Origin of the sequence: Pseudomonas sp. Z3-6 (assembly GCF_051131985.1) — a bacterium.
In the GTDB taxonomy this organism is placed as follows: domain Bacteria; phylum Pseudomonadota; class Gammaproteobacteria; order Pseudomonadales; family Pseudomonadaceae; genus Aquipseudomonas; species Aquipseudomonas zanjanensis.
In genome coordinates this window covers 2,123,449-2,149,206 of the sequence record NZ_CP071644.1, presented here as the reverse complement: position 1 = coordinate 2,149,206, position 25,758 = coordinate 2,123,449, and the positions used below count along the sequence as shown (strand labels likewise).

General features: G+C 64.9%; 3 protein-coding genes (1 of these 3 only partly in view). All 3 read right to left on the bottom strand.

Translation table 11 applies throughout. The features are described from left to right. Tightly spaced (each overlapping or abutting the next), the 3 genes in view from J3P88_RS09770 to J3P88_RS09760 form a layout consistent with a single transcriptional unit that may run on beyond the window. On the bottom strand, positions 1–2,116 hold the 5' end (the start) of the coding sequence (locus tag J3P88_RS09770; protein WP_434574917.1) for a non-ribosomal peptide synthase/polyketide synthase. It extends 10,424 nt beyond the left edge of the window; only the first 2,116 of its 12,540 coding nucleotides appear in the window; its start codon is at positions 2,114–2,116; its stop codon lies off the left edge, out of view. Continuing rightward, positions 2,116–13,203: a non-ribosomal peptide synthase/polyketide synthase gene (locus tag J3P88_RS09765; protein ID WP_434574915.1), complete on the bottom strand. Its 11,088-nt coding sequence runs from the start codon at positions 13,201–13,203 to the stop codon at positions 2,116–2,118. Before J3P88_RS09765 ends, J3P88_RS09770 begins: the two co-directional genes overlap by 1 nt. Continuing rightward, the gene (locus tag J3P88_RS09760; protein WP_434574913.1) at positions 13,204–25,758 is read right to left on the bottom strand and encodes a non-ribosomal peptide synthase/polyketide synthase; all 12,555 of its coding nucleotides are present in this window, start codon (positions 25,756–25,758) and stop codon (positions 13,204–13,206) included.

Here is a 25,758-nt window from a genome sequence, read left to right as displayed (position 1 = left end):
CGGTGGAGCCGGAGGTGTAGATCGCGTAGGCCAGGTGTTCCGCATCCAGGCGCGTTGCCGGCGCCTCGCAGCTATAGCCGTCGAGCCAGTCACCCTCCTGGTCCAATACCAATGTCTTAACGCCAACCCCGGCCCCTGTGGGAGCGAGCCCGTGGGAGCACAGCTTGCTCGCGATAGCGTCGGCACACCCACCATCACCATTGACTGAACTACCGCCATCGCGAGCAAGCTGTGCTCCCACAGGCTCGCTCCCACAGGACAGTGGTAGCTGGTTGAGCAGTGAACTCTGGGTCAGCAGCAGCTCGATGCCGCTGTCTTCGATCATGTATGCCAGGCGGTCCTGGGGGAACGCCGGGTCCAGCGGCAAGTAGGCGCCGCCGGCCTTGAGGATCGCCAGCAGGCCCACCAACATGTGCGCACTGCGCTCCACGGCAATGCCCACCAGGACATCGGAAGTCACGCCGAGGCTTTGCAGTTTCCCCGCCAGTTGATTGGCCCGGGCATTGAGTTGGCCGTAGCTCCAGCGCTCGCCGTCGATCACCAGCGCCGGGGCGTCCGGGGTGCGCGCCGCTTGTCGCTCGAATAGTTGGTGGACAAAACCCGCCTCGGGCGCCGGCACCGCGGTGCGCTGGCCGTCGTCGAGCAAGGCCCGGCGCTCGGCCGCGTCGAGCAACGGCAATTCACCGATGCGCTGTGCCGGGTCAGCCACGATGGCCCGCAACAGGTTCTGCCAATGCCCGGCCATGCGCGCAATCGTCTCGGCGCCAAACAGGTCGGTGGCATAGATCAGTGCAGCCGAAAGGCCTTCGCCATGCTCGACGGTTTCCAGGGTCAGGTCGAATTGTGCCGTGTGCGAATCCCAGCTCAGCCCCTCGACTTTCAACGCACCGACCGGCCCCTCACCCGCCGGGCCTTGGGTCCGGTGGTTGAACATCACTTGGAACAGCGGGCTGTGGCTCAGGTTGCGCTCAGGCTGCAACGCTTCGACCAATTGTTCGAACGGCAGCTCCTGGTGAGCCTGGGCGCCCAGGGCTGTCTGTTTCACTTGTTGCAGCAAGGCGCCAAACGCATCCTCGCTCTGCACATCGCTGTCGAGCACCTGGGTATTGACGAAAAAGCCGATCAGGCGCTCGGTCTCGACCCGGTTGCGGTTGGCCGTCGGCACGCCGACGCGGATGTCGTTCTGGCCGCTGTAACGATGCAGCAGCGCCTGGAACGAGGCCAGCAAAATCATGAACAGGCTGACGCCCTCACGCTGGGCCATGTGTTTGAGGTCGCCGGCCAGTACCCCGTCGATGGCGAGCTCCAGCCGCGCGCCGCGATAGCTCATCACCGCCGGACGCGGGAAATCGGTCGGCAGTTCCAGCACCGGTTGCTGGCCCCCCAAGCGTGCGGTCCAGTATTCCAACTGGCGCTCGCGCTCGCCCGCTTCCATCCAGTGCCGCTGCCAGATGGCGTAGTCAGTGTACTGGATCGGCAGCGCCGGCAGTTCCAGCGCGCGGCCCTGGCTGAAGGCGGCGTAGCCGTTGACCAATTCCTCGACCATCACCTGCATCGACCAGCCATCGGCAACGATGTGGTGCAAGGTCACGATCAACACGTGATCATCCGCAGCCAACCGCAGCAGGCGCGTACGCAGCAGTGGCCCCTGTTGTAGGTCGAAGAGCTGGCGAGTTTCTGCTTCGATCAACCGGCGCAGCTGCGTCTCGTCCGGCAATGGTTCCAGGGCGTCGGCCTGCAAACGCACCGGCGCCGCCGCGTGCACTTGCTGCACGACCTGCTCGCCATGGATCTGGAAGGTGGTGCGCAGGCTCTCGTGACGCGCCACCAACGCCGTGAAACTTTGCTCCAGCGCAGCGATGTCCAGCGGCCCGCGCAAGCGCAGGGCCGTGGGCATGTGATAAGCCGCGCTCTCGGGGTCCAACTGCCAGAGGAACCATTGGCGTTCCTGGGCAAACGACAGCGACAACGTGTCGAACTCGGCACTGACAGGCGCAATGGGCAGGTTCGCCGGGGAAACGTTCTCTTCGAGCATTTTCTGCAAGTACAAGCGACGTTTTTCCAGCGGCAGCGTTATGAAGCGCCTGGCAATACGTTGTGCGACAGCGGTGTCCATCAAACCTCCTCAAATTCATCGAGCAGCGCTTCAAGCTTGCTCAATTTCGACGTACTCATGGGTTCGCCGGCAGGCTCGAGTTGCGCCACGAACGCGCCGAGTACCGGGAATTGGAAAATCAATTGCGGGGTCAAGGTCAAGCCCAGTTCCAGTTGCAGGCGCGAGACCACGCTCACCACCAGCAGCGAATGCCCGCCCAGCTCGAAGAAGTCGTCGCCCAGCCCGACCTGCTCGACCTTGAGCACGTCTTGCCAGATCGCCGCGACCCGGCATTCCAGGTCGCTCCGGGGCGCCAGGTAAGCCGGTTGCAGGGCACGGGTGTCCGGTGCCGGCAAGGCCTTGCGATCGAGCTTGCCGTTGGGGGTCAGCGGCAAGCGGTCGAGGAAGACCCAATGGGTCGGCACCATGAAGTCCGGCACCTGGGCCGCCAGTCGCGCCTTGAGTCGGTCGCCCAGGCTGGCCGAATCCAGGGAGCCGTCCTGGCCGACCAGATAGGCCACCAGGTTCGGTCCGCTCACATCGTCCCGCGCCAGCACCACCGCATCGCGCACCTCGGCATCGGCCTGCAGGCGCGCTTCGATTTCCCCCAGTTCGATGCGCAGGCCACGGATCTTCACTTGATGGTCGATCCGGCCGAGGTACTCGATCACCCCGTCCGCGCCATAACGCGCCAGGTCACCGGTGCGATACAGGCGACCGCCCGCAACGGGGGCGAACGGATCGGGAATGAAGCGCTCGGCGCTCAGGGCCGGTCGCTGGTGGTAACCACGGGCCAGGGAATCACCGGCGATGTGCAACTCGCCGACGGCGCCCACGGCGCAAGGCTGCAATGCCGCATCCAGCACGTAGGTGCGCACGTTATCGATGGGACGACCAATGGCGATGATTCGCTCGGCGTCGTCCTCGCTGTCGCGCACCACGGCATGGCTGCTGGTGTCGATGGTCGCTTCGGTCGGGCCATACAGGTTGCGCAGTTCACCCTCGAACAGCGCCATGACCTGGCGCGACAGGTGCGCGCTGAGGGCTTCGCCACCGCACAGCAGCAGGCGCAGGGAGGCCAGCTGTTCGCGGGTCGCCACTGGCAGCAAGGCCTGCAACAGCGACGGCGCCATTTGCAGCACGCTGATGCGCCACCGCGCCACGTCGGCCCAGAGGGTGGTCAGGTCGAGGTTCAGGTGCGGGTTGGCGAGCACCAGCTGCGCGCCGCTCATCAACGGCAGCCAGAACTCCCAGACCGAGGCATCGAAACTGATCGCGGTTTTTTGCAGGACGCGGTCGGCGGCCGTCAGTTTCAAGCAACCTTGCATCCACACCATGTGGTTGCTCAGGGCGGCATGGCGCAAGGTCACGCCCTTGGGCTTGCCGGTAGAGCCGGAGGTGTAGATCACATAAGCGAGGTTCTCGCCGTCGATGACCACGCCAGGGTCGCGCTCGCTGTAGCCGGCCAGCCATTGCCCGGGTTGATCCAACAGCAGCGCGGCCACGGCAGCGTCGCCGAACAGCGGCAGCACCTCGGTTTCAGTGAGCAGCAAGGCGATACCGCTGTCCTCGACCATGTACGCCAGTCGATCCCGGGGATAGGCCGGGTCCAGCGGCACATAGGCGCCACCGGCCTTGAGTACCGCCAGCAAGCCGACCACCATCTGCACGCTGCGCGACAACGCCAGGCCCACCAAGACATCGGGGCCAATGCCGCGTTCGATCAAGCCATGGGCCAGGCGATTGGCCCGGGCATTGAGCTCGGCGTAAGTGAGCGTTTCCTGCTCGCTGACCAGGGCGACCGCGTCGGGGCTGTTTTGGGCCTGGGCCTCGATCCATTGATGAACCAGGCGCCGAGGCGGTTCCACCACCGACGTGGCGTTCCAGTCGCCCAGCAGCCTGTCGCGGGTCGTCGCATCCAGCAGTTGGATGTCGCCCACGCAACCGCCAGCCGGCAGGCTCACCATCTGCGCGAGCATGTGTGCCACCTGCTCAGCCAGGCGCTCGACGGTGTGTGTAGGGAAAGCAGCATGGGCATAGGTGAAGTGCAGGCTCAGGATGTCAGTTAGATTGACGGCCAGGGTCAACGGGAAATTAGTCTGTTCCTGGCTGGCCACGCTGCCGAAGCTCAAGCCCGAGGGCGCCTGCTCTTGCAGGGCCTGGGACACGGGGTAGTTTTCGAACACCAGCAAGGTGTCGAACAAACCGTCGCCGCCCTGCCCGGCCCAGCGCTGGATCTCGAACAGCGGCGTATGTTCGTGCTCGCGCAAGGCCACGTTCTGGCCTTGGACCTGTAGCAGCAGCTCGCTCAGCGCTTGCTCCGGACGCGGGCTGGCGATGACCGGCAAGGTGTTGATGAACAGGCCGATCTGCTGTTCGACGCCCTTGAGCTCGCTCGGACGCCCCGACACGGTGGCGCCGAAGGCCACGGTGGCGAGTCCGGTGTAGTGTTGCAGCAGCAACAGCCAGGTCGCCTGGACGACGGTGTTGAGGGTGACTTTATGCTGGCGGGCGAACTCGCCCAGGCGCTGGGTCTGCTCGGGCGTCAGGTGGTGATAGTGACTGGCGTGGCTGCTTTCCAGCGCCGATTGCAGCGGCGCGAAACGGGTCTCGGCCAGACGCGTCGGCGCCTCCAGGGGTTGCAGTTGCGCCAGCCAGAAGGTTTCGCTGGCCTGGGCGTCGCGGCCTTGCAGCCAGGCGATGTAGTCCCGATAGCGCCCGGCCGGGCGCGGCAGGGCCTGGCCGTCATAGCGTTGCAGCACCTCGCCGAGCAACTGCGAGTTGCTCCAGCCATCCATCAGGATGTGGTGATGGGTGTAGATCAGGTGATAACGCAGCTCACCCGTGTGCACCAGCACCAGGCGCAGCAACGGCGCGCAGGCCAGGTCGAAGCCCCGCTCGCGTTCGGCATCCGCCAGCGCGTCCAGGGCCTGGCTGGCATCGGTGCGGGCGCTCCAGTCCAGCGAAGCGAACGGCACGCGCACCTGCTTGTGCACCACCTGCACCGGGCGCTCGCTGCCCTGCCAGATAAAACTGCTGCGCAGAATGTCATGGGCATCGACCGCCGCTTGCCAGGCGGCCTCGAAACGCCGGGGGTCGAGGCCTTCGATGTCCAGGCGCATCTGGTTGATGTACTGGCCGCTGCCCGCCTCGTAGAGGCTGTGGAACAACATGCCCTGCTGCATCGGTGCCAGCGGGTAAAGGTCTTCCACGCCGCGCGCCGACAGCGCCAGGCCATCGAGCTGCGCCTGGGTCAGGCCGGCCAGGGGGAAATCCGTCGGCGTCATGCCCTGGTTCGTCGGGTCGCAGCAATGGGCGATCAACAGCGCCAGCTCGCTGGCGTAGTCATCGGCCAATTGCTGGATGGTCGCCGGCTCGAACTGTTGCGGGCTGAACGTCCAGCCCAACCGCAGCGCGCCATCGAACACCTGGCCGTTGAGCGTCAGCCAGTTGCCCAAGGTGGTCAGCGGGCTTTGCTCGTCACCGGCGCTTTCGCTGGCCGGGCTGAACAGCGCGCCTTGGTCCTGATCGAAACTGCCGTCGAACTGACCGAGGTAGTTGAACGTGATGCGCGGCACCGGCAGTGCTTCCAGGGCCGCCCGGCTGGCGTCGTCGCCCAGGTAACGCAGCGCACCGAACCCCACGCCTTTGTCGGGAATCGTCCGCAGCCCCTGCTTGATCGACTTGATCGAGTCCGCCAGTTCGACGGCCGGCGACAACCGCACCGGGAACAGGCTGGTGAACCACCCCACCGTGCGGGTCAGGTCGACATTGGCGAACAGCTCTTCGCGACCATGGCCTTCGAGCTGCAGCAACAGACTGTCGTAACCGGTCCAGCGGCAGATCACCCGGGCCAGGGCCGTGAGCAACAGGTCGTTGACCTGGGTGCGATAGGCCGCCGGCGCCTCTTGCAGCAGCTGCCGGGTCAAGTGCGCGTCGAGCCGTGTATGAACGGTGACGGCCTCGTGGTTTTGCCCGATCGCCTCGGGGTCGAGGCACGGCAGGTCGGTCGGGGCGTCGTGCAGTTGCCCTTGCCAGTAGGCCAATTGCTGTTGCAGTTCCGCGCTGCGGGCGTGGGCCTGCAACTGCTCGGCAAACACCTTGACCGAGCTGGTCTTGGCCGGCAGTTGCAGCCTTTGGCCGGCGAGCAACTGCTGGTAGGTGGTTTGCAGGTCGTCGAACAGGATCCGCCACGACACACCGTCCACCGCCAGGTGATGGACCACCAGCAACAGGCGCTGGCTGCCGTCGGCCAAGGTCGCCAGGACGCCGCGCAGCAGCGGCCCGGCGTGCAGGTCGAGGCTGCGCTGGGCCTGATTGGCGAGGGTTTCCAGCGCGCTGGCATCGGCCACGTCACGCTGCCACAGCAAACCGTCGTTCCCCCAAGCTTGCTGTTGCGCCGCCACCTCACGGTGCTCGGCGCGCCAACCTTCGGCGGTTTCATTGAAGGACAAACGCAAGGCGTCGTGGTGCAGCACCAACGCCTGCAAAGCCTGCTCCACCACCGATGCTTGCAACGGACTGGCCGGTTGCAGCAGCACCGACTGGTTGTAATGGTGACGCTGGTGAATCGCCTCGGCGAAAAACGCCTGTTGAATCGGCAGCAGCGGCGTCGACCCTTCGGCCGGCGCCTGATCGATTGCTGACGCTTCCCCACCGGTCTGGGCGACACCTGCCAGCGCCTGCACGGTCTGGTGCTGGAACAAATCTTTGGGAGTAAAGCGAATGCCCGCCTGGCGGGCGCGACTGACCACTTGGATGGAGACAATCGAGTCGCCGCCCAACTCGAAGAAGTTATCGCTCAAGCCGACCCGCGCGACCTTGAGCACGTCTTGCCAGATCGCGGCGATCTGTTGTTCCAGTTCACTTCGCGGCGCCACGTAGGGCTGCTGGACCTGGCTAGCGTCGGCGGTGGGCAAGGCCTTGCGGTCGAGCTTGCCGTTGGCGGTCAACGGCCATTGTTCGAGGAACAACAGGTGCGTCGGCACCATGTAGTCCGGCAGATCGGCCTTGAGCTGGGTCTTGATCTGCTCGCGCAGGCCCGCTTCGTCTTCGCCGATGTGCGCTGGGATCACGTAAGCCACCAGTTGCTGGCCGCTCGGCCCTTCCTGGGCCAGCACCAACGCTTCGCGCACGGAATCCAAGGCATTCAGGCGCGCTTCGATCTCCCCCAGTTCGATGCGGAAACCGCGAATCTTCACTTGATGGTCGATGCGACCGATGTACTCGATCACACCGTCGCTGCGGTACTGCGCCAGGTCGCCGGTGCGGTACAGCCGTGCGCCGCTTTCGCCGAACGGGTCGGGGATGAACCGCAATGCGGTGAGGTCGCCACGATTCAAGTAGCCCCGGGCCAGGCCGGCGCGACCGACGTACAACTCACCGATGCAGCCTTTTGGTACCGGGTTCAAATCGCCGTCCAGCAAGTACCAGGACAGGTCGGCAATCGGTTCGCCAATCGGGCTGCTGGCGTCCTGTTCCAGGTCCGCCACTGACAGCGGACGGTAGGTCACGTGCACGGTGGTTTCGGTGATGCCGTACATGTTGATCAGTTGCGGCGCCGCGTCGCCAAAGCGCTCGAACCACGGGCGCAAGGACTTGACGTCCAGCGCCTCGCCGCCGAACACCACGTAGCGCAAGGCATTGCTTCGCGAGTCAGTGCAGGCTTCATGCATCAATTGCTTGAACGCCGATGGCGTCTGGTTGAGCACCGTCACCCCGGCGTCGCAGAGCAATTCATGGAACTGCTGCGGTGAACGGCTGATGTCGTACGGCACGATCAGTAACTCACCGCCATGCAGCAACGCGCCAAAGATTTCCCAGACCGAGAAGTCGAACGCGTAGGAATGGAACAGGCTCCAGACATCCTCCGCGCCAAAATTGAACCAGGATTCGGTGGCCTCGAACAGGCGCAGCACGTTGTGGTGCGGCAGCAAGGTGCCTTTCGGATTACCGGTGGAACCGGAGGTGTAGATCACGTAGGCGAGGTTCGCAGCGTCCATTGCTACGTGCGGATCGTTGTTGGTGAAAGCACTGACGTCGGCGTCCAACAGCAGCGTCTGCACGCCATCCGGCACCGGTAATTGATCGACTAGAGCCGCTTGAGTCAGCAGCAAGCGAATGCCGCTGTCCTGCATCATGTAGGCCAGACGATCCTGGGGATACGTCGGGTCCAGCGGCACGTAGGCGCCGCCGGCCTTGAGGATCGCCAGCAGGCCCACCAGCATGTCGAAGCCCCGCTCGGCGGCCAATCCCACCCGTACATCCGGGCCGACGCCGTGGGCGATCAACTGATGGGCGCGGCGGTTGGCCTGGGCGTTGAGTTCGCCGTAGGTCAGGGTTTGGGTGTTGAAACGCAAAGCGATGGCGTCGGGACGCAAGCGCGCCTGTTCGGCGATGCGCTGATGCAGGCAGGCCTCGCCCGGGAAACTGCGTGGCGCCGGGTTCCATTGGGTGATGTGTTGCTGGTGCTCGGTGGCCGTCAGCAACGGCAATTCACCGATGCGTTGGTGGGCATCGGCGACGATGCCGTGCAGCAGGTTCAGCCAGTGTTCCGCGAGGCGCTGCACGGTGCTGGCGTCGAACAAGTCAGTGGCATAGGTCAGTGCCGCACCGATTTCACCCTCGGCTTCCAGGGTGTCGAGGGTCAGGTCGAACTGGGCAGTCTGGCTTTCCCATTCCTGGGCCTTGATCACCAGACCGGGCAGCGCCGGCAGTGCCTGGCGAGCCACGCTCTGGTGGTTGTACAACACCTGGAACAACGGGCTGTGGCTCAGGTTGCGTTCAGGCCGCAGGGCTTCGACCAGTTGTTCGAACGGCAGGTCCTGATGGGCTTCGGCGCCGATGGCCGCCTGTTTGACCTGCGCCAGCAATTGACTGAAACGCTGCTGCGGATCGACCTCGGCCTTGAGCACCTGGGTGTTGACGAAGAAGCCGATCAGGCCTTCGGTTTCCACCCGGTTGCGGTTGGCGATGGGCACGCCGACACGAATGTCCGACTGGCCGCTGTAGCGGTGCAGCAAGGCTTGGAACGAGGCCAGCAAGACCATGAACAGCGTGCTGCCTTCGCGCTGGGCCAGCTGTCGCAGTTGTTGGCCCAAGGCCTGCGGCAAGTCGATCGCCAGGCGGGCGCCGGCAAAACTCTGCCGGGTCGGGCGCGGCCGGTCGGTGGGCAGCGCCAGCAACGGCTGCTCGCCTCCCAGCACATCGGTCCAGTAGGCCAGTTGCCGTTCCCGCTCGCCGGCGTCCATCCATTGACGTTGCCATACTGCGTAATCGGCGTACTGGATCGGCAGCTCGGCCAATGCCAGGGACTCACCCTGGCGGCACGCGGCATACCCCTGCATCAGTTCCTGCACCAGCAATTGCATCGACCAGCCATCGGAGACGATGTGGTGCTGGGTCAGCACCAGCACGTGCTCGTCGGCCGCCACCCGCAGCAGGCCGACCCGCAGCAGCGGGCCGTTTTGCAGGTCGAAGGGCTGGGCGATCTGCTGGCGGACGAAGGCCTGGATCTGTTCATTGCCGCCGTCGAGCATCTGCGGGATGACCACCGGGTTCATCTGTGGGTGAATGACCTGGAACGCTTGCTCGTCGACTTGGACGAAGGTGGTACGCAGGCTTTCGTGGCGCCGCACCAAGGCGGCGAAACTCTGTTGCAAAGCCTCCAGGTCCAGGTCGCCCTGAATCCGCAGCGCCGCCGGAATGTGGTACGCCGCGCTGTCGGGCTCCATCTGCCAGAGGAACCACTGGCGTTGCTGGGCGTAGGACAGCGGCAGCGGCGCCTGGTCCCGGGAAAGACGCGGGATGCTCGCCGGCCGTGCCACGTCGCCGTCCATCAGCGCCGCCACACAAGCCTCAAGGCTGGCGTTCTCGAACAACTGGCGCAGTTGCAGGTTCAGGCCGAGGGCCTGGCGAATGCGCGACACCATCTGCGTCGCCAGCAGCGAGTGGCCGCCCAACTCGAAGAAGTTATCGCTCAAGCCGACCCGCTCGACCTTGAGCACGTCTTGCCAGATCGCGGCGATCTGTTGTTCCAGCTCGCTTCGTGGCGCCACGTAGGCCTGCTGGACCTGGCTAGCGTCGGCGGTGGGCAAGGCCTTGCGGTCGAGCTTGCCGTTGGCGGTCAACGGCCATTGTTCGAGGAACAACAGGTGCGTCGGCACCATGTAGTCCGGCAGATCGGCCTTGAGCTGGGTCTTGATCTGCTCGCGCAGGTCGGCTGGGGCTTCGCTGGTGTGGGCCGGGATCACGTAAGCCACCAGTTGCTGGCCGCTCGGCCCTTCCTGGGCCAACACCAGCGCTTCGCGCACGGAATCCAAGGCGTTCAGGCGCGCTTCGATCTCGCCCAGTTCGATGCGGAAACCGCGAATTTTCACTTGGTGGTCGATGCGACCGACGTACTCGATCACGCCGTCGCTGCGGTACTGCGCCAGGTCGCCGGTGCGGTACAGCCGTGCGCCGCTTTCGCCGAACGGGTCGGGGATGAACCGCAATGCGGTGAGGTCACCACGATTCAAGTAACCCCGGGCCAGGCCGGCGCGACCCACGTACAACTCACCGATGCAACCTTTCGGCACCGGGTTCAAATCGCCGTCCAATAGATACCAGGACAGGTCGGCAATCGGCTCGCCAATCGGGCTGCTGGCGTCCTGTTCCAGGTCCGCTATCGACAGCGGACGGTAGGTCACGTGCACGGTGGTTTCGGTGATGCCGTACATGTTGATCAGTTGCGGCGCGGCATCGCCGAAGCGCTCGAACCACGGGCGCAAGGACTTGACGTCCAGCGCCTCGCCGCCGAACACCACGTAGCGCAAGGCGTTGGCCCGGTCATCGGCGCAGGCTTCGTGCATCAACTGCTTGAACGCCGACGGTGTCTGGTTGAGCACCGTCACCCCGGCGTCGCAGAGCAATCCGTGGAACTGCTGCGGTGAACGGCTGATGTCATACGGCACGATCAACAACTCGCCACCGTGGAGCAGTGCGCCAAAGATTTCCCAGACCGAGAAGTCGAACGCGTAGGAATGGAACAGGCTCCAGACATCCTCCGCGCCGAAGTTGAACCAGGGTTCGGTGGCCTCGAACAGGCGCAGCACGTTGTGGTGCGGCAGCAAGGTGCCTTTTGGATTACCGGTGGAACCGGAGGTGTAGATCACGTAGGCGAGGTTCGCAGCGTCCATCGCTATGTGCGGATCGCTGTCGGCAAACGTGCTGACATCGGCGTCCAGCAGCAGCGTCTGCACGCCTTCCGGCACTGGCAACTGACCGACCAGGGCCGCTTGAGTCAGCAGCAAGCGAATGCCGCTGTCCTGCATCATGTAGGCCAGACGATCCTGGGGATACGTCGGGTCCAGCGGCACGTAGGCGCCGCCGGCCTTGAGGATCGCCAGCAGGCCCACCAGCATGTCGAAGCCCCGCTCGGCGGCCAATCCCACCCGTACATCCGGGCCGACGCCGTGGGCGATCAACTGATGGGCGCGGCGGTTGGCCTGGGTGTTGAGTTCGCCGTAGGTCAGGGTTTGGGCGTTGCAACGCAACGCGATGGCGTCGGGACGCAAGCGCGCCTGTTCGGCGATGCGCTGATGCAGGCAGGCCTCGCCCGGGAAGCTGCGTGGCGCCGGGTTCCATTGGGCGATGTGTTGCTGTTGCTCGGTGGCCGTCAGCAACGGCAATTCACCGATACGTTGGCCGGGATTGGCGACGATGCCGTGCAGCAAGTTCAGCCAGTGTTCGGCCAGGCGCTGCACGGTGCTGGCGTCGAACAGGTCAGTGGCGTAGCTCAGGGATGCGCCCAGTTCACCGTGGGTTTCGTGAGTGTCGAGGGTCAAGTCGAACTGGGCGGTGTGGGAACTCCAGTCGAGGCTCTCGACCTGCAGCCCCGGCAGTTGCAGGGCCTGGGCCGCGCCGCCGCTCTGGTGGTTGAACATCACCTGGAACAGCGGGCTGTGGCTCGCCTGCCGCTGGGGTGCCAGTGCCTGCACCAACTGCTCGAACGGCAGGTCTTGATGGGCCTGCGCGCCCAGCGAAGCCTGTTTGACCTGCGCCAGCAATTGGTCGAAAGGCAGGTCGCCGCGCACCTGGGCATTAAGCACTTGGGTGTTGACGAAAAATCCGATCAGGCCTTCGGTTTCCGGGCGATTACGGTTGGCCACCGGTACGCCGACACGGATGTCCGATTGGCCGCTATAGCGGTGCAACAAGGCCTGGAACGACGCCAGCAAGACCATGAACAGCGTCGAGGCTTCGCGCTGGGCCAATTGCTTCAGGCCCTGGGTCAGCCCGGCGTCAACGGTCAGGTCCAGGCGTGCGCCGCGATGGCTCTGCACCGCCGGGCGCGGGCGGTCCGTTGGCAACGGCAGGACTTCGCCGCCGTCCCCCAGTCGTTCGGTCCAATAGGCCAGTTGCCGCTCCAGCTCGCCGGCCTCCATCCATTTGCGCTGCCAGATCGCATAGTCGGCGTATTGGATCGGCAAAGGCGCCAGGCTCGGCGCCTGGCCGCTGCGGTGGGCGGCGTAGAGCTGGACCAGGTCGTTGACCATGATCTGTGCGGACGCGCCATCGCAAATGATGTGGTGCTGGGTCAGCACCAGCACATGATCGTCCGCGGCGAGTTGCAGCAGCTTGATCCGCAGCAGCGGCCCCTGTTGCAGGTCGAACAATCCAGCGATTTCATCATCGACCAGGGCCTTGAGCGCAGCCTCATCCGCTGGCCCCGACACCACCTGGGGCTCGATCGCCAGGCTCAAGTGGGCCTGCACCACTTGTTGGGGGCCCTCCGTGCTGTCGATGAAGACAGTGCGCAGCACGTCGTGACGGGCCAGCAAGGCGTCGAAACTGCATTGCAGCGCCGACAGGTCGAGGGCGCCGCGCAGGCGCAGCGCCGTGGGCACGTGGTAGGCCGCGCTGTGGCGGTCCAGTTGCCAGAGGAACCACTGGCGTTCCTGGGCATAGGACAGGTCGAGCGTCGCGAACTCGTCGCGCATCGCCGGGATCGGCAACGTCGCCAGGCTCATGTTCTTGCTGTGCAGCTTGTGCAGGAACGCTTGCCGTTGGGCGAGCGGTAAACGGATGAATCGCTGAACCAGAGACAGGTTATCGAGCTGAGTCATTCAAAGGGTCTCCAGGTCTGCCAGGAAATCATGCATCTCACTCAGGTCGTCGCTGGAGTGAGGGCTCAGGTGGGCCGCCAGTTGCGCGGCGTAGTCGGCCAGGGATGGGGTGCTGAACAGCAAGTCCAGGGGCACCGCGGCGCCTTGCTGCATTTGCAGGCGCGCCGTCGCTTGCGTCGCCAGCAGGGAATGCCCACCCAGTTCAAAGAAGTTGTCGTCGCGCCCTACTCGCTCGAGCTTGAGCACGTCTTGCCAGATGGCGGCGATGCCCTGCTCGAGCGCGCCCTCGGGCGCCACGTAGGCACGCAGTAGTTGCTGGGCGTCCGGCAGCGGCAAAGCCTTGCGGTCGAGCTTGCCGTTGGGGGTCAGCGGGAAGCGTTCGAGCAACAGCCAGTGCGCCGGCATCATGTAGTCGGGCAGTAAAGGCGCGAGCTGGGCCTTGAGGGCGTCGCGCAGGGCCGCCGGTTCCGCCGTTTCTGGATGCGCGGCGATCAGGTATGCCACCAACTGCAGGCCGCCTGGCCCTTGTTGCGGCACCACCACCGCTTCGCGGATCGACGCCTGGGCCAGCAGGCAGGCTTCGATTTCCCCCAGTTCGATGCGGAAACCGCGGATCTTCACCTGATGATCGACCCGGCCGATGTACTCGATCACGCCGTCGCCCCGCTGGCGCGCCAGGTCACCGGTGCGGTACACCCGTGCGCCGTTGCCGAACGGGTCCGGCAGGAAGCGCTCGGCGGTGAGCGCCGCACGGTCGTGGTAACCCCGGGCCAGGCCGTCGCCGCCAATCAACAGTTCGCCGATGAGCCCGACCGGGTTCGGCGCGAAGTGATCGCCGACGATATGCAGCGACGTGTTGGCAATCGGCCGGCCGAGGTACGGCAGGCGCTGCTCGGCGGTCAAGCGGTAGGCCGCCGACCAGATGGTGGTTTCGGTCGGGCCGTACAGGTTCCAGACTTCGCCGGCGACATCCAGCAACCGCTCCGCCAGATCCTCGGCCAACGCCTCGCCACCGCACAGGCATTTGCGCCCGGCCAGCAAGGCGGACGCCGGGTGGTCGAGCAGCATGCGCCAGGTCGATGGCGTGGCCTGGACCACGCTGACCTGTTGCTGGTCGATGGTCTTGAGCAGCGCCTCGGGGTCGTGGGCACTCTGCTTGTCCACCAACACCACGCAGGCACCGCTCAGCAGCGCGCCATAGAGTTCCAGGCCGAAGATGTCGAACGAGAACGTGGTCAGTGACAGCACCCGATCACTGGCGGCGATACCCGGTTCGCGGACCATACTCGCGACGAAATTCACCAGCGCCCCATGCCGTACCATCACGCCCTTGGGTTTGCCGGTGGAGCCCGAGGTGTAGATGGCGTAGGCCAAGTGCTCCGCATCCAGGCGCGTCGCCGGCGCCTCGTCGGCATAACCGTCGAGCCAGTCATCCCCCTGATCCAACACCAGCGTGTTAACGCAAACTCCTGTGGGAGCGAGCCTGCTCGCGATAGCGTCGGCACACCCACCATCACCATTGACTGAAACACCGCCATCGCGAGCAGGCTCGCTCCCACAGGGTGGCGCGAATGGGTTGAGCTGCGAACGTTGGGTCAGCAGCAGTTCGATGCCGCTGTCTTCGATCATGTGCGCCAGCCGGTCGGCCGGGTACTGCGGGTCGAGCGGCACGTAGGCTCCACCGGCCTTCAGGATGGCCAGCAAGGCGACAATCATCTCCACGCCACGCTCCAGGGCGACGCCGACCAATTGATCGGGCCCGACGCCTTGCTCGATCAAGCGATGGGCCAGGCGGTTGGCCCGGACGTTGAGTTCGGCGTAGGTCAGCGCCTGTTCAGCGAACACCAGCGCGGTGGCATCCGGCGTTCGGCGGGCCTGGGCCTCGAACAGGCGATGGACGCAATGCTCATCCGGATAAGCGGCCGCGGTGGCGTTCCAGCCTTGCACCTGCTGGCGGGTTTCACCGTCGTCGAGCAAGCTCAGTTCCCCCAGGGGCCGTTGCGTGCCGGCGGTCATTTGCAGCAGCAAGCGCTGCAGATGCACGCCGATCTGCTCGACCGAGGCCGGGGCGAAACTGGCGCACTGGTAGCTGAACTGCACCGCCAGCTCGGCACCGAGGCTGACCAGCAGGGTCAGCGGGTAGTTGGTCTGTTCCAGGTTATCCACGGCACCGAAACGCAAGCCGTCAGGCGCACCGTGCTCCAGGGCTTCGGAAATCGGGTAGTTCTCGAACACCAGGATGTTGTCGAACAACGCTTCGCCGCCCAGCCCGGCCCAGCGCTGGATGTCGAACAACGCCGTGTGCTCGAACTCGCGCAAGGCCAGGTTCTGCGCCTGGACGCTGTGCAGCCAGTCGCCCAGCGTCTGTTCCGGACGCGGGCTGGCGATGACCGGCAAGGTGTTGATGAACAGGCCGATCTGGCCCTCGACACCCGCCAGGTCCGCCGGCCGCCCCGCCACCGTCGCGCCGAACGCCACGCTGGCTTTGCCGGTGTAGCGCTGCAAGAGCAACAGCCAGGCCGCTTGCACCAGGGTATTGACGGTCACTTTGGATTGGCGGGCGAATTCGGCCAGGCGTTGGGTCTGCTGCGCATCCAGTTGCACATGATGATGACCGTACAGGTTCGCCGAGACGTCCTGGGCCGGGCGCGCAAACACCTGGGCCAGGCGCACCGGTTCATCCAGTGTGCGCAATTGTTGCATCCAGAACCCTTCGCCGAGGCTCGCGTCCTGGCGTTGCAGCCAGGCGATGTAGTCGCGATAACGACCAGCCGGGCGGCCCACGCTGTCGCCGCGGTAGTGCTGCAACACTTCGCCGAACAACTGCGCGCTGCTCCAGCCATCCATCAGGATGTGATGGTTGGTGTAGATCAGGTGATGCCGATCAGTCGCCGTGCGCACCAGCACCAGGCGCATCAGGGGCGCCTGGGTCAGGTCCACGCCTTGGGCCCGCTCTTCATCGGCGAGCATTTGCAAGGCGCCCTCAATCTCCGTCCGCCCGTTCCAGTCGAGCACACGGAACGGCACCTCGACCTGACGCTGGACGATTTGCACCGGCTGCTCCAGGTCGCCCTGCCAGAAGAACCCGGTACGCAGGATGTCATGGGCATCGACCACCGCTTGCCAGGCGGCGCGAAAACGCTGCGGATCGAGGCCGTCGACGTCGAGGCGCATCTGGTTGATGTAGTCGCCGCTGCCCTGCCCGAGCAAGGAATGAAACAGCATGCCTTGCTGCATCGGCGACAATGGGTAGAGGTCGTCGATGGCCTGGGGGGCTGGGACCAGCGTATCCAGTTGCGCCTGGGTCAGCCGCGCCAACGGGAAATCCGACGGCGTCACGCCCCGGCGGTGACTGTCGCAGCAATGGGCGATGAGCGCCGTGAGCTCTTGCAGGTAGTCATCCGCCAGGCGCTGGATGGTCGCGGTATTGAACAGCTCGCCGCTGAAGGTCCAGCTCAAGTCCAGCTCGCCGCCAAACACTTGGCCGTCGAGGGCTAGCGGGCTGCCCAACGGGCCTTGCAGGTTCACTTCCTCGCCGCCGCGCTCTGTGGTCGGGACGAACAAGGCATCGGCGGCCGCATCGAAACTGCCGTCGAACTGGCCGAGGTAGTTGAACGTCAGTTGCGGTTTCGGCCAGGCTTGCAGGGTTTGACGTGCGGCATCATCGCCCAGGTGCGCCAAGGCCCCGAAGCCAACGCCCTTGTTGGGGATGGCCCGCAGTTGTTCCTTGATCTGCTTCAGCGAGGCGCCAATGTCATCCGCTACCGGCGTCAATCGGGCCGGGAACAGGCTGGTGAACCAGCCGACGGTACGGCTCAGGTCAATGTCGGTGAACAGATCCTCACGGCCGTGGCCTTCGAGCTGCACCCACACACTGTCATCGCCGGTCCAGCGCACCATCACCCGCGCCAGCGCCGTCAGCAGCAGGTCGTTGACCTGGGTGCGATAGGCCGCCGGGGCTTGCTGCAGCAATTGCCGGGTGAGCTTTTTGTCCAGTGCCGTGCGAATCGTCACGGCTTGGCCCTGTTGCTGCCCGCCCTGGGGGTTGTCCCACGGCAAACCGACCGGGGCGCCGTGCAACTGCTGCTGCCAAAAGCTCAGTTCGGCCTGCAGGGGCGCACCGGCGGCATAGTCCTGCAACGCAGCGGTCCAGGCGTTGACCGCGCTGGTCTTGGCCGGCAATTGCACCGTCGCGTCGGTGAGGACCTGCCGATAAGCGCTTTGCAGGTCTTCGAACAGAATCCGCCAGGACACACCGTCCACCACCAGGTGATGGACGATCAGCAACAGCCGCTGGGTGCCATCGGCGAGGTTCGCCAGCAGTGCGCGGATCAGCGGCCCGCCCGCCAGTCGCAGGCTGCGCTGGGCCTGGTTGCCCAGCACTTCGAGTGCGGCGAGATCGGCGACATCGGCTTGCCAGAGCAGCGTGTCGGCGGCCTGCGCCTCGACATCGCGATAACGCGCGGTCCAGCGTTCGTCCTGCTCGACGAAGTCCAGGCGCAGGCTGTCGTGGTGCACGACCAGCGCACCCAAGGCCCGCTCCAATGCCTGGGGATCGAGGGCCTGGGTCGGCTTGAGCATCACCGACTGGTTCCAGTGATGGCGGTCGGGGATCGGCTGGGCGAAGAACCATTGATGAATCGGCAGCAGTGCGGTTTCGCCGGTCGCGGGTTGCTGGTCGATCAATTGCAGCGGCGCGCCAGTCTGTGCCACTGCGGCCAGCGCCTCGATGGTCTGGTGCTGGAACAGGTCCTTCGGCGTGAAGTGAATACCGACCAGCCGCGCGCGGCTGACCACCTGGATCGAGACGATGGAATCGCCGCCCAGTTCGAAGAAGTTGTCCCGCAGGCCCACGCGTTCAAGTTTGAGCACGTCCTGCCAGATCGACACCAGTTGCTGCTCCAGCGCGCTGCGCGGGGCCACATAGGATTGCTGCAATTGGCTGACGTCGGGCTTGGGCAGGTTCTTGCGGTCGAGCTTGCCGTTGGGGGTCAGCGGCAGGCGATCGAGCAGCAGCAGATAGGCCGGTACCATGTGCGCCGGCAACGTCGCCTTGAGTTGTCCACGCAGGTGCTCGGCGAAATCCTTTTGCACGGCTTCATTGGACACCACATAGGCGACCAGGCGCTTGCCGCTGCCAGCAGCACCTTCCTGCGCCACGACAACCGCTTCGCGCACGCCTTCAAGGGCTTGCAGGCTGGCTTCGACTTCTCCCAGCTCGATGCGGAAGCCACGGATCTTCACTTGATTGTCGATACGGTCCAGGTAATCAAAAGTGCCATCGGCGCGTTGGCGCACCAGGTCGCCGGTGCGGTAGAGCAAGCCTCCGCTGCGACTGAACGGGTCGGCGACAAATCGCTCGGCGGTCAGGCCCGGACGGTTCAGGTAACCCCGCGCCAGGCCGCTGCCGCCCAGGTACAGCTCGCCGGCCATGCCTTGGGGCAGCAGGTTCAAGTCAGCGTCGAGCACGTAGGCGCTGCGGTCGCCGATGCGGCTGCCGATGGGTGCATAGGCGGCGCCGCACGCTACATCGCGGCCGGCCTTCCAGATCAGCGGGGTGACCACGGTTTCGGTCGGGCCGTAGCCGTTGATGATGTAGTCCGGGTCGAGGGCACGCTTGACCCGTTCGAAGCTGGCGTTGGGCACCGCATCGCCGCCGAAGCAGTAGATGCGCACCTTCGGCGGGTTGCCCTCGCGCTCGGCGTGCTCGGCCAGTTGTTGCAGGTACACCGGCGGGAACGCCACTACCGTCACGCCGTGCTCGCCCATCGCGTTGTAGGTCTGTTCCGGGGTCCACAGGCTGTCGTCGCGAATCAGCAGCGAGGCGCCGTGGGTCAGGCTGGTGAGCCAGCGCTCATGGGCACCGTCGAAGGCGAAGGACATGAAATGGAATTCGCAATCACTGTCGCGCATCTCGTAGCGCTCGCCGATGGCCTGGCAGTGCATCGCCAGCGGACCGTGGGCCACGCTCACGCCTTTGGGGTTGCCGGTGGAGCCGGAGGTGTAGATGACGTAGGCCAGGTTCTGCGGATCGATACACACGGCTGGGGCGTTGCTCGGTTGCTGGCTCAGGTCCAGGCGATCGAGCTCCAGCACCTGGTCGGCACCCTCCAGCGGTAATTGCGCCGACACCCGGGAGTCGGTGAGCAACAGCGCCAGCCCGGAATCCTCGATCAGGTACGCCAGGCGTTCCCGTGGGTAGCTGGTGTCCAGCGGCACATAGGCGCCGCCGGCCTTAAGCACCGCCAGCAGCGCGACGATCACCCCTTCGCTGCGCGGCAGGGCCACGCCAACGCGGGTTTCCGGCCCCACGCCCAGTTCGATGAGCTGGTGGGCCAGGCGGTTGGCGCGACGGTCGATGTCGCCATAGCTGAAACGCTGGCCGTCGAAGATCACTGCCGTGGCGTGGGGCTTGTGCGCCGCCAGATCGGCAATGCGTTGATGTACGGGGATGTCGGTCGGGTACGGCTGCGGATGATTGGCGGCCTGTTGCCCGCTGTGCTCCTCGTCATTGGCCAGGGCGATCTCGCCGAGGCGACGCTCGGCGGATTCGGCAAACCGCTCCAGCAGGAGCAGCAACTGCGCACTCAAGCGCTCAATGGTTGCAACGCTGAAATGCGCCTGGTCGAAACTCATGTGCAGGGCCAGCGTCTCACCCAGGGTCACGCCCAGGGTCAGCGGGTAGTGGGTCTGATCCTGGTTGGCGACTTCGCCGAACACCACGCCTTGGGCGGTGCCGTGTTGCAACGCCGCGGAAATCGGGAAGTTTTCGAACACCAGCAGGCTGTCGAACAGCGCGCCCCCGCCCTGCCCGGCCCAGCGCTGGACGCTCGCCAGTGGCGTGTGCTCGAACTCACGCAGGCTCAGGTTCCGGGCCTGTACGGCGGCCAGCCAGGCCGCGACGGTCTGGTCCGGACGCGAGCCGGCGATCACCGGCAAGGTGTTGATGAACAGGCCGACCTGTTGCTCGATGCCAACCAGCTCTGCGGGCCGCCCGGCCACGGTGGTGCCGAACGCCACGCAGTCGCTGCCGGTATAGCGCTGCAACAGCAACAGCCACGCCGCTTGCACCAGGGTGTTGACGGTGACTTTCTGCTGACGGGCGAAGGCGTTGAGACGGCCCGTACCCGACGCATCCAGTTGGTAATGCCTGAGGGCGTGACCGCTTTCGCTGCGCACCTCGCCACCCGCCGCCGCAGCGTTCGCCAATACCGTCGGCTCCTGGAGATCGGCCAGTTGCGCCAGCCAGAACGCTTCGCTGAGGGCGGCGTCCTGGCGCTGCAACCACTGGATGTAATCGGCATAGCGGCTGACCGGCCGCGGCGGCTGTTGACCGGCATAGCGTTGCAGCACTTCACCGAGCATCTGCGCGCTGCTCCAGCCATCCATCAAAATATGGTGGTTAGTGAAGATCAGATGATGACGCTCATCGCTCAGTTGAATCAGCGTGACCCGCAGCAGCCCAGCCTGGGTCAGGTCGAAGCCCATGGCCAGATCAGCGGCAATGAAATCCTTGAGAGCCTGGTCGACGTCACGGCGTTGGCGCCAATCGAGCAGTGTGTAGGGCAGCGCCAGGCGGCGGTGGATGATCTGCAACTGTTGCTGCAACTCGCCCTGCCAGATGAAACCGCTGCGCAGGATTTCGTGGGCATCCATTGTCGCCTGCCACGCCGCGCGGAAACGCTCGGGGTCCAGGCCATCGACATCCACGCACAACTGGTTGATGTAGGTCCCGGTGCCCTGCTCGTACAGGGTGTGAAACAGCATGCCTTGCTGCATTGGCGACAGTGGATAAATGTCTTCGATAGCGGTCGCCGGCACTGGGATCGCGTCCAACTGCGCCTGGGTGATGCGCGCCAGCGGGAAATCCGACGGCGTGGTGCCCATGGCATCGGCCTGGCAGCAATGGCCAATCAGCGCTTCCAGCTCGCGGGTATAGTCATCGGCCAGGCGGGCGATGGTCGCCTCGTTGAATTGCTCATGGCTGAACGTCCAACGCAAGTCGAGCGCGCCGTCATAGACCTGGCCTTCGACACCCAACCAGTTGTCCAGGGGCGCATCAAGGCTCTGCTCGCGCCCGGCGCTTTCCCCCGCCGGGCTGAACAGCGCCCCCTCCCGGGCATCGAAACTGCCGTCGAACTGGCCGAGGTAATTGAAGGTGATGCACGGCAATGGCAAGGCCTTGAGACAGGCTTGCGCCGCCTCGTCGCCCAGGTAGCGCAGCACACCGAAACCGATGCCCTTGTTCGGGATCGCCCGCAGTTGCTCCTTGATCTGCTTGATCGTGGCGGCCACGCCATCCGCCGGTGTGAGGCGCACAGGGAACAGGCTGGTAAACCAGCCGACCGTACGAGTTAGGTCGACGCCACTGAACAACTCTTCGCGGCCATGGCCTTCCAGTTGGATCAAGGTGTCGACGTGGCCGGTCCAGCGACAGATCACCCGCGCCAGGACGGTTAGCAACAGATCGTTGACCTGGGTGCGATACGCCGCAGGCGCCTGTTGCAGCAGTTGCTGAGTGAGGGTTTTGTCGAGACGGCTGTGCAGCACTTTGGCGTAACGGCTTTGTCGGCTGCCTTGGGGGTTATCCCATGGCAGATCCACGACAGCGCCTTGCAGTTGTTGCTGCCAGAACGTCAGCTCGGACTGAACGTTTTCGGTCGTGGCGTAGGCCTGCAAATGCTCACCCCAGGCTTTATAGGCGCTGGTCTTGGCCGGCAGCTTGACGGCGGCGCCGACGCTGGCCTGTTGATAAGCCCGTTGCAGATCTTCCAACAGGATGCGCCACGACACACCGTCCACGGCCAGGTGGTGCACGGCCAATAACAGACGCTGGCTGCCATCGGCCATGCTCGCCAGCACCGCACGCAGCAACGGGCCGTTGTGCAGGCCGAGGCTGCACTGGGCCTTGGCACAGAAGTCTTGCAGCTCAGCGGCGCTCAGGTTGTCCGCCGTCCACAACACCTCAGGATCGACCACGATCGGCGCCACCTCGGCCCGCCAGCCCGCCGGGGTTTCGACGAAGCGCGAACGCAAGGCATCGTGATGCGCCAACACGGCGTTGAGCGCCTGCAGCAGCGCGGGTGCCTGCAAGGGTAGATGGCTGCGCAACAAGACGGCCTGGTTCCAGTGGTGGCGCTGGGCAATCGCCTCCTCGAAAAACATCTGCTGGATGGGCAGCAACGGCTGTTCGCCGCTGACCGGTCCCTGATCGATCTGCAGCTCGCTGCCGCCTTGTTGCGCGACGCTCGCCAGGCCTTGCACGGTTTGATGCTGGAACAGGTCACGGGGGGTGAAATGGATCCCGGCCTGCCGCGAGCGGCTGACCACCTGGATCGAGATGATCGAGTCACCGCCCAGCTCGAAGAAGTTGTCGGTCAAGCCGACCTGTTCAAGCTTGAGCACGTCCTGCCAGATCGCCGCGATGCCTCGCTCCAGTTCGCTGCGAGGGGCGATAAAGGCCTGTTGCAGTTGGCTGGCATCGGCTGAAGGCAGGGCCTTGCGGTCGAGCTTCCCGTTGGGACTCAGCGGCAATCGCCCAAGGAACAACCATTGGGTCGGGACCATGTAGTCTGGCACGCAGTCCTTGAGTTGCGCCTTGAGGGATTCCCGCGCAGCGCCCTGTTCATCCGCCGAGGCCGACACCAGCGTTGCATCCTTGGGCACCACGTAACCCACCAGTTGCAGGCTGCTGCCACCTTGCACCGCCAGTACGACGGCGTCGCTGACCGCCTCCAGTTCCAGCAGGTGCGCTTCGATTTCGCCCAGTTCGATGCGCAAGCCCCGGATCTTCACTTGATGATCTACGCGGCCCACGTATTCGATTTGGCCCAAGGCATTGAAGCGCGCCAAGTCGCCGGTGCGATACAGGCGCGCACCCGTGGTGGAAAACGGATCGGGAATGAAACGTTCAGCGGTCAAGGCCGGACGCTGGAAGTAACCACGCGCCAGCAACTCGCCGCCAATCAGCAGCTCGCCGGTTACCCCAACCGGCGTGGGCGCCAGATGCGCATCCAGCAGATAGGTATGCCGGCCAGGAAGCGGTTGACCAATGGGCAAGGTCAGCGGCAGCGGCCGACGATTGAAGACGTAATCGCTGCAATCCAGGGTGGTGGCCGTGACCGTGGCCTCGGTCGGACCGTAGGTGTTGAGCAACTTGACCTGCTCCAGCCCGGCCCGGCGCCAGGCCTGTACGCCTTCGGGCGGCATGGCTTCACCGCCACTGTGGACCTGGCGCAGCGCCGCATAGTCACGCGGACCGACAGCGGCAAATTCCTTGGCGATCATGTTCCAGTAGGCAGTGGTCAAGTCCATGACCGTGATGCCCTGCTCGACGATCTGGCGGTACAGGGTTTCGCTGTCCCACACCTCGTTGCCGCGCAACACCACCGAGGCGCCGCAGGTCAGCGGACCGAACAGCTGCTCGCCAAAAGCATCAAAGTTGAAGGTCGCGAATTGCAGCACACAATCAGCGCTGCTCAAGCCGTAATAGTGCTGCGAGGCGAACCCATGCTTGCTCAGCGCGCCGTGGCTGATACCGACACCTTTCGGGCGCCCCGTCGAGCCGGACGTGAACATGACGTAGGCCAGGCTATCGACCCACACCTTGCGTTGCAGATTGCCGGGTTCGGCGCTTTCCCAGGACTCGGCCTGATCCAGGCACAGGCAACGCACGCCGTCGGGCACCGGCAGCCGTTCAAGCAAATGGCTTTGGCTCAAGAGCAAACGGCTGGCGCTGTCTTCGATCATGAAGCGCAGGCGATCGACCGGGTATTGGGGGTCCAGCGGCACGTAGGCACCACCGGCCTTGAGCACGGCGAGAATGGCCACCACCAGGTCCGGGCTCCGGTCGACGGCGATGCCCACCAGCACGTCCGGACCGACGCCCGCCGCCACCAACGTGCGCCCCAGGCAGTTGGAGCGGGCGTTGAGCTCGCCATAGCTCAATCGTTGTCCATCGCAGATCAAGGCGACGGCATCCGGGCTGCGTTCAGCTTGCACCTCGAACAGTTCATGCACCGGGCGATCACTCGGCCAGGTCGCGTCGTGACGCCCCCAATCTGTCACCACCTGCCGATATTCGGCCGGTCCCAACAACGCCAGCTCGCCGACGCGCTGCTGCGGGTCGTTGACGATGTTGCGCAACAGCAGCGTCCAATGCCGCGCCATACGCTCGATGGTGTCGGGGTTGAACAAGTCACTGGCGTAGGTGAACGCCGCATGCAACTGTCCGCCCTTTTCGTAGGTGTCCAGGCTCAAGTCGAACTGGGTGCTGCGGCTTTCCCATTCGATGACCCCCAGCTCCAAACCGCTGCCGACTTTCAGCGTGGTGACGTCGGCCACTTCCGGCTGGTGGTTGTACATCACCTGGAACAACGGGTTGTAGCTGAGGCTGCGCTCAAGTTTCAGCGCCTCGACCAGCCGTTCGAAGGGCAGATCCTGGTGGGCCTGGGCGCCGAGGGCGGTTTCCTTGATGTCATGCAACAGGTCGCCGAGGCGCGTCCGGCCATCCAGTTGCACTCGCAATACCTGGGTGTTGACGAAGAAACCAATCAGCCCTTCGATTTCCCGGCGGTTGCGGTTGGCGATCGGGACGCCGACGCGCAAGTCGTCCTGCCCGGTGTAGCGGTGCAGCAGGACATTGAACGTCCCCAGCAGCAGCATGAATAACGTGACCCCATGCTGGCGGGCAACGCCGCGCAGTTGCTCGACCAGCGCGGCGTCCACCACCTGTTCCAGGCGACGACCGCGATAACTCGGCAGCACCGGGCGTGGATAATCGATAGGAAGCTCCAGCACCGGATGTTCGTCGCCCAGTTGTGCTTGCCAGTAATCGAGTTGACGTTGCAGCTCGCCGGCTTCCAGCCAGCGGCGCTGCCACAAGGCATAGTCGCTGTACTGGATCGGCAAGTCGGCCAGCTGTGGTTCCACCCCCGCCTCATGGGCGTCATAACAGCGAATGAATTCGTCGATCAGCACGTTCATCGACCAGCCGTCTGAGACGATGTGATGCAAGGTCAGCAGCAGCACGTGCTCTTGATCATCGAGCTTGAGCAGTTCGATCCGCAGCAACGGGCCGCTGGACAGGTCGAAGGGCTGCAGCGATTGGGCTTCGGCGGCCTGGCGCACCGCCTGCTCGCGCTCGGCAACCGGCAAGGCACTGAAGTCCTTGTGCCCGATCACCAGTGCGGCGCTGGAGGGCACTTGCAGGAGGCTGTCGTCGGCCTGGCGCTGGAACACCGTGCGCAGGGTTTCATGACGGGCCACCAGGCTGGCGAAGGCTTGCTCCAGCGCCGGCAGGCTCAACGCGCCCTTGAGCCGCACCGCCCCGGGCAGGTTGTAGGCGCCGCTGTCCGGCTCCAGTTGCCAGAGAAACCACATGCGCTGCTGGGCATAGGACAACGCCTGGCGGTCCTCGGCCTCGACGCCCTGGGGAATGGGAAACCCGCTGAACTCCACGCCCTCCTTGGCCAACGCGACCAGGAACATCCGGCGCTTTTCCAGGGGCAACCCGATAAACCGGCGAGCAAGTTTCAAGGCGTCTTCAGCATTCAT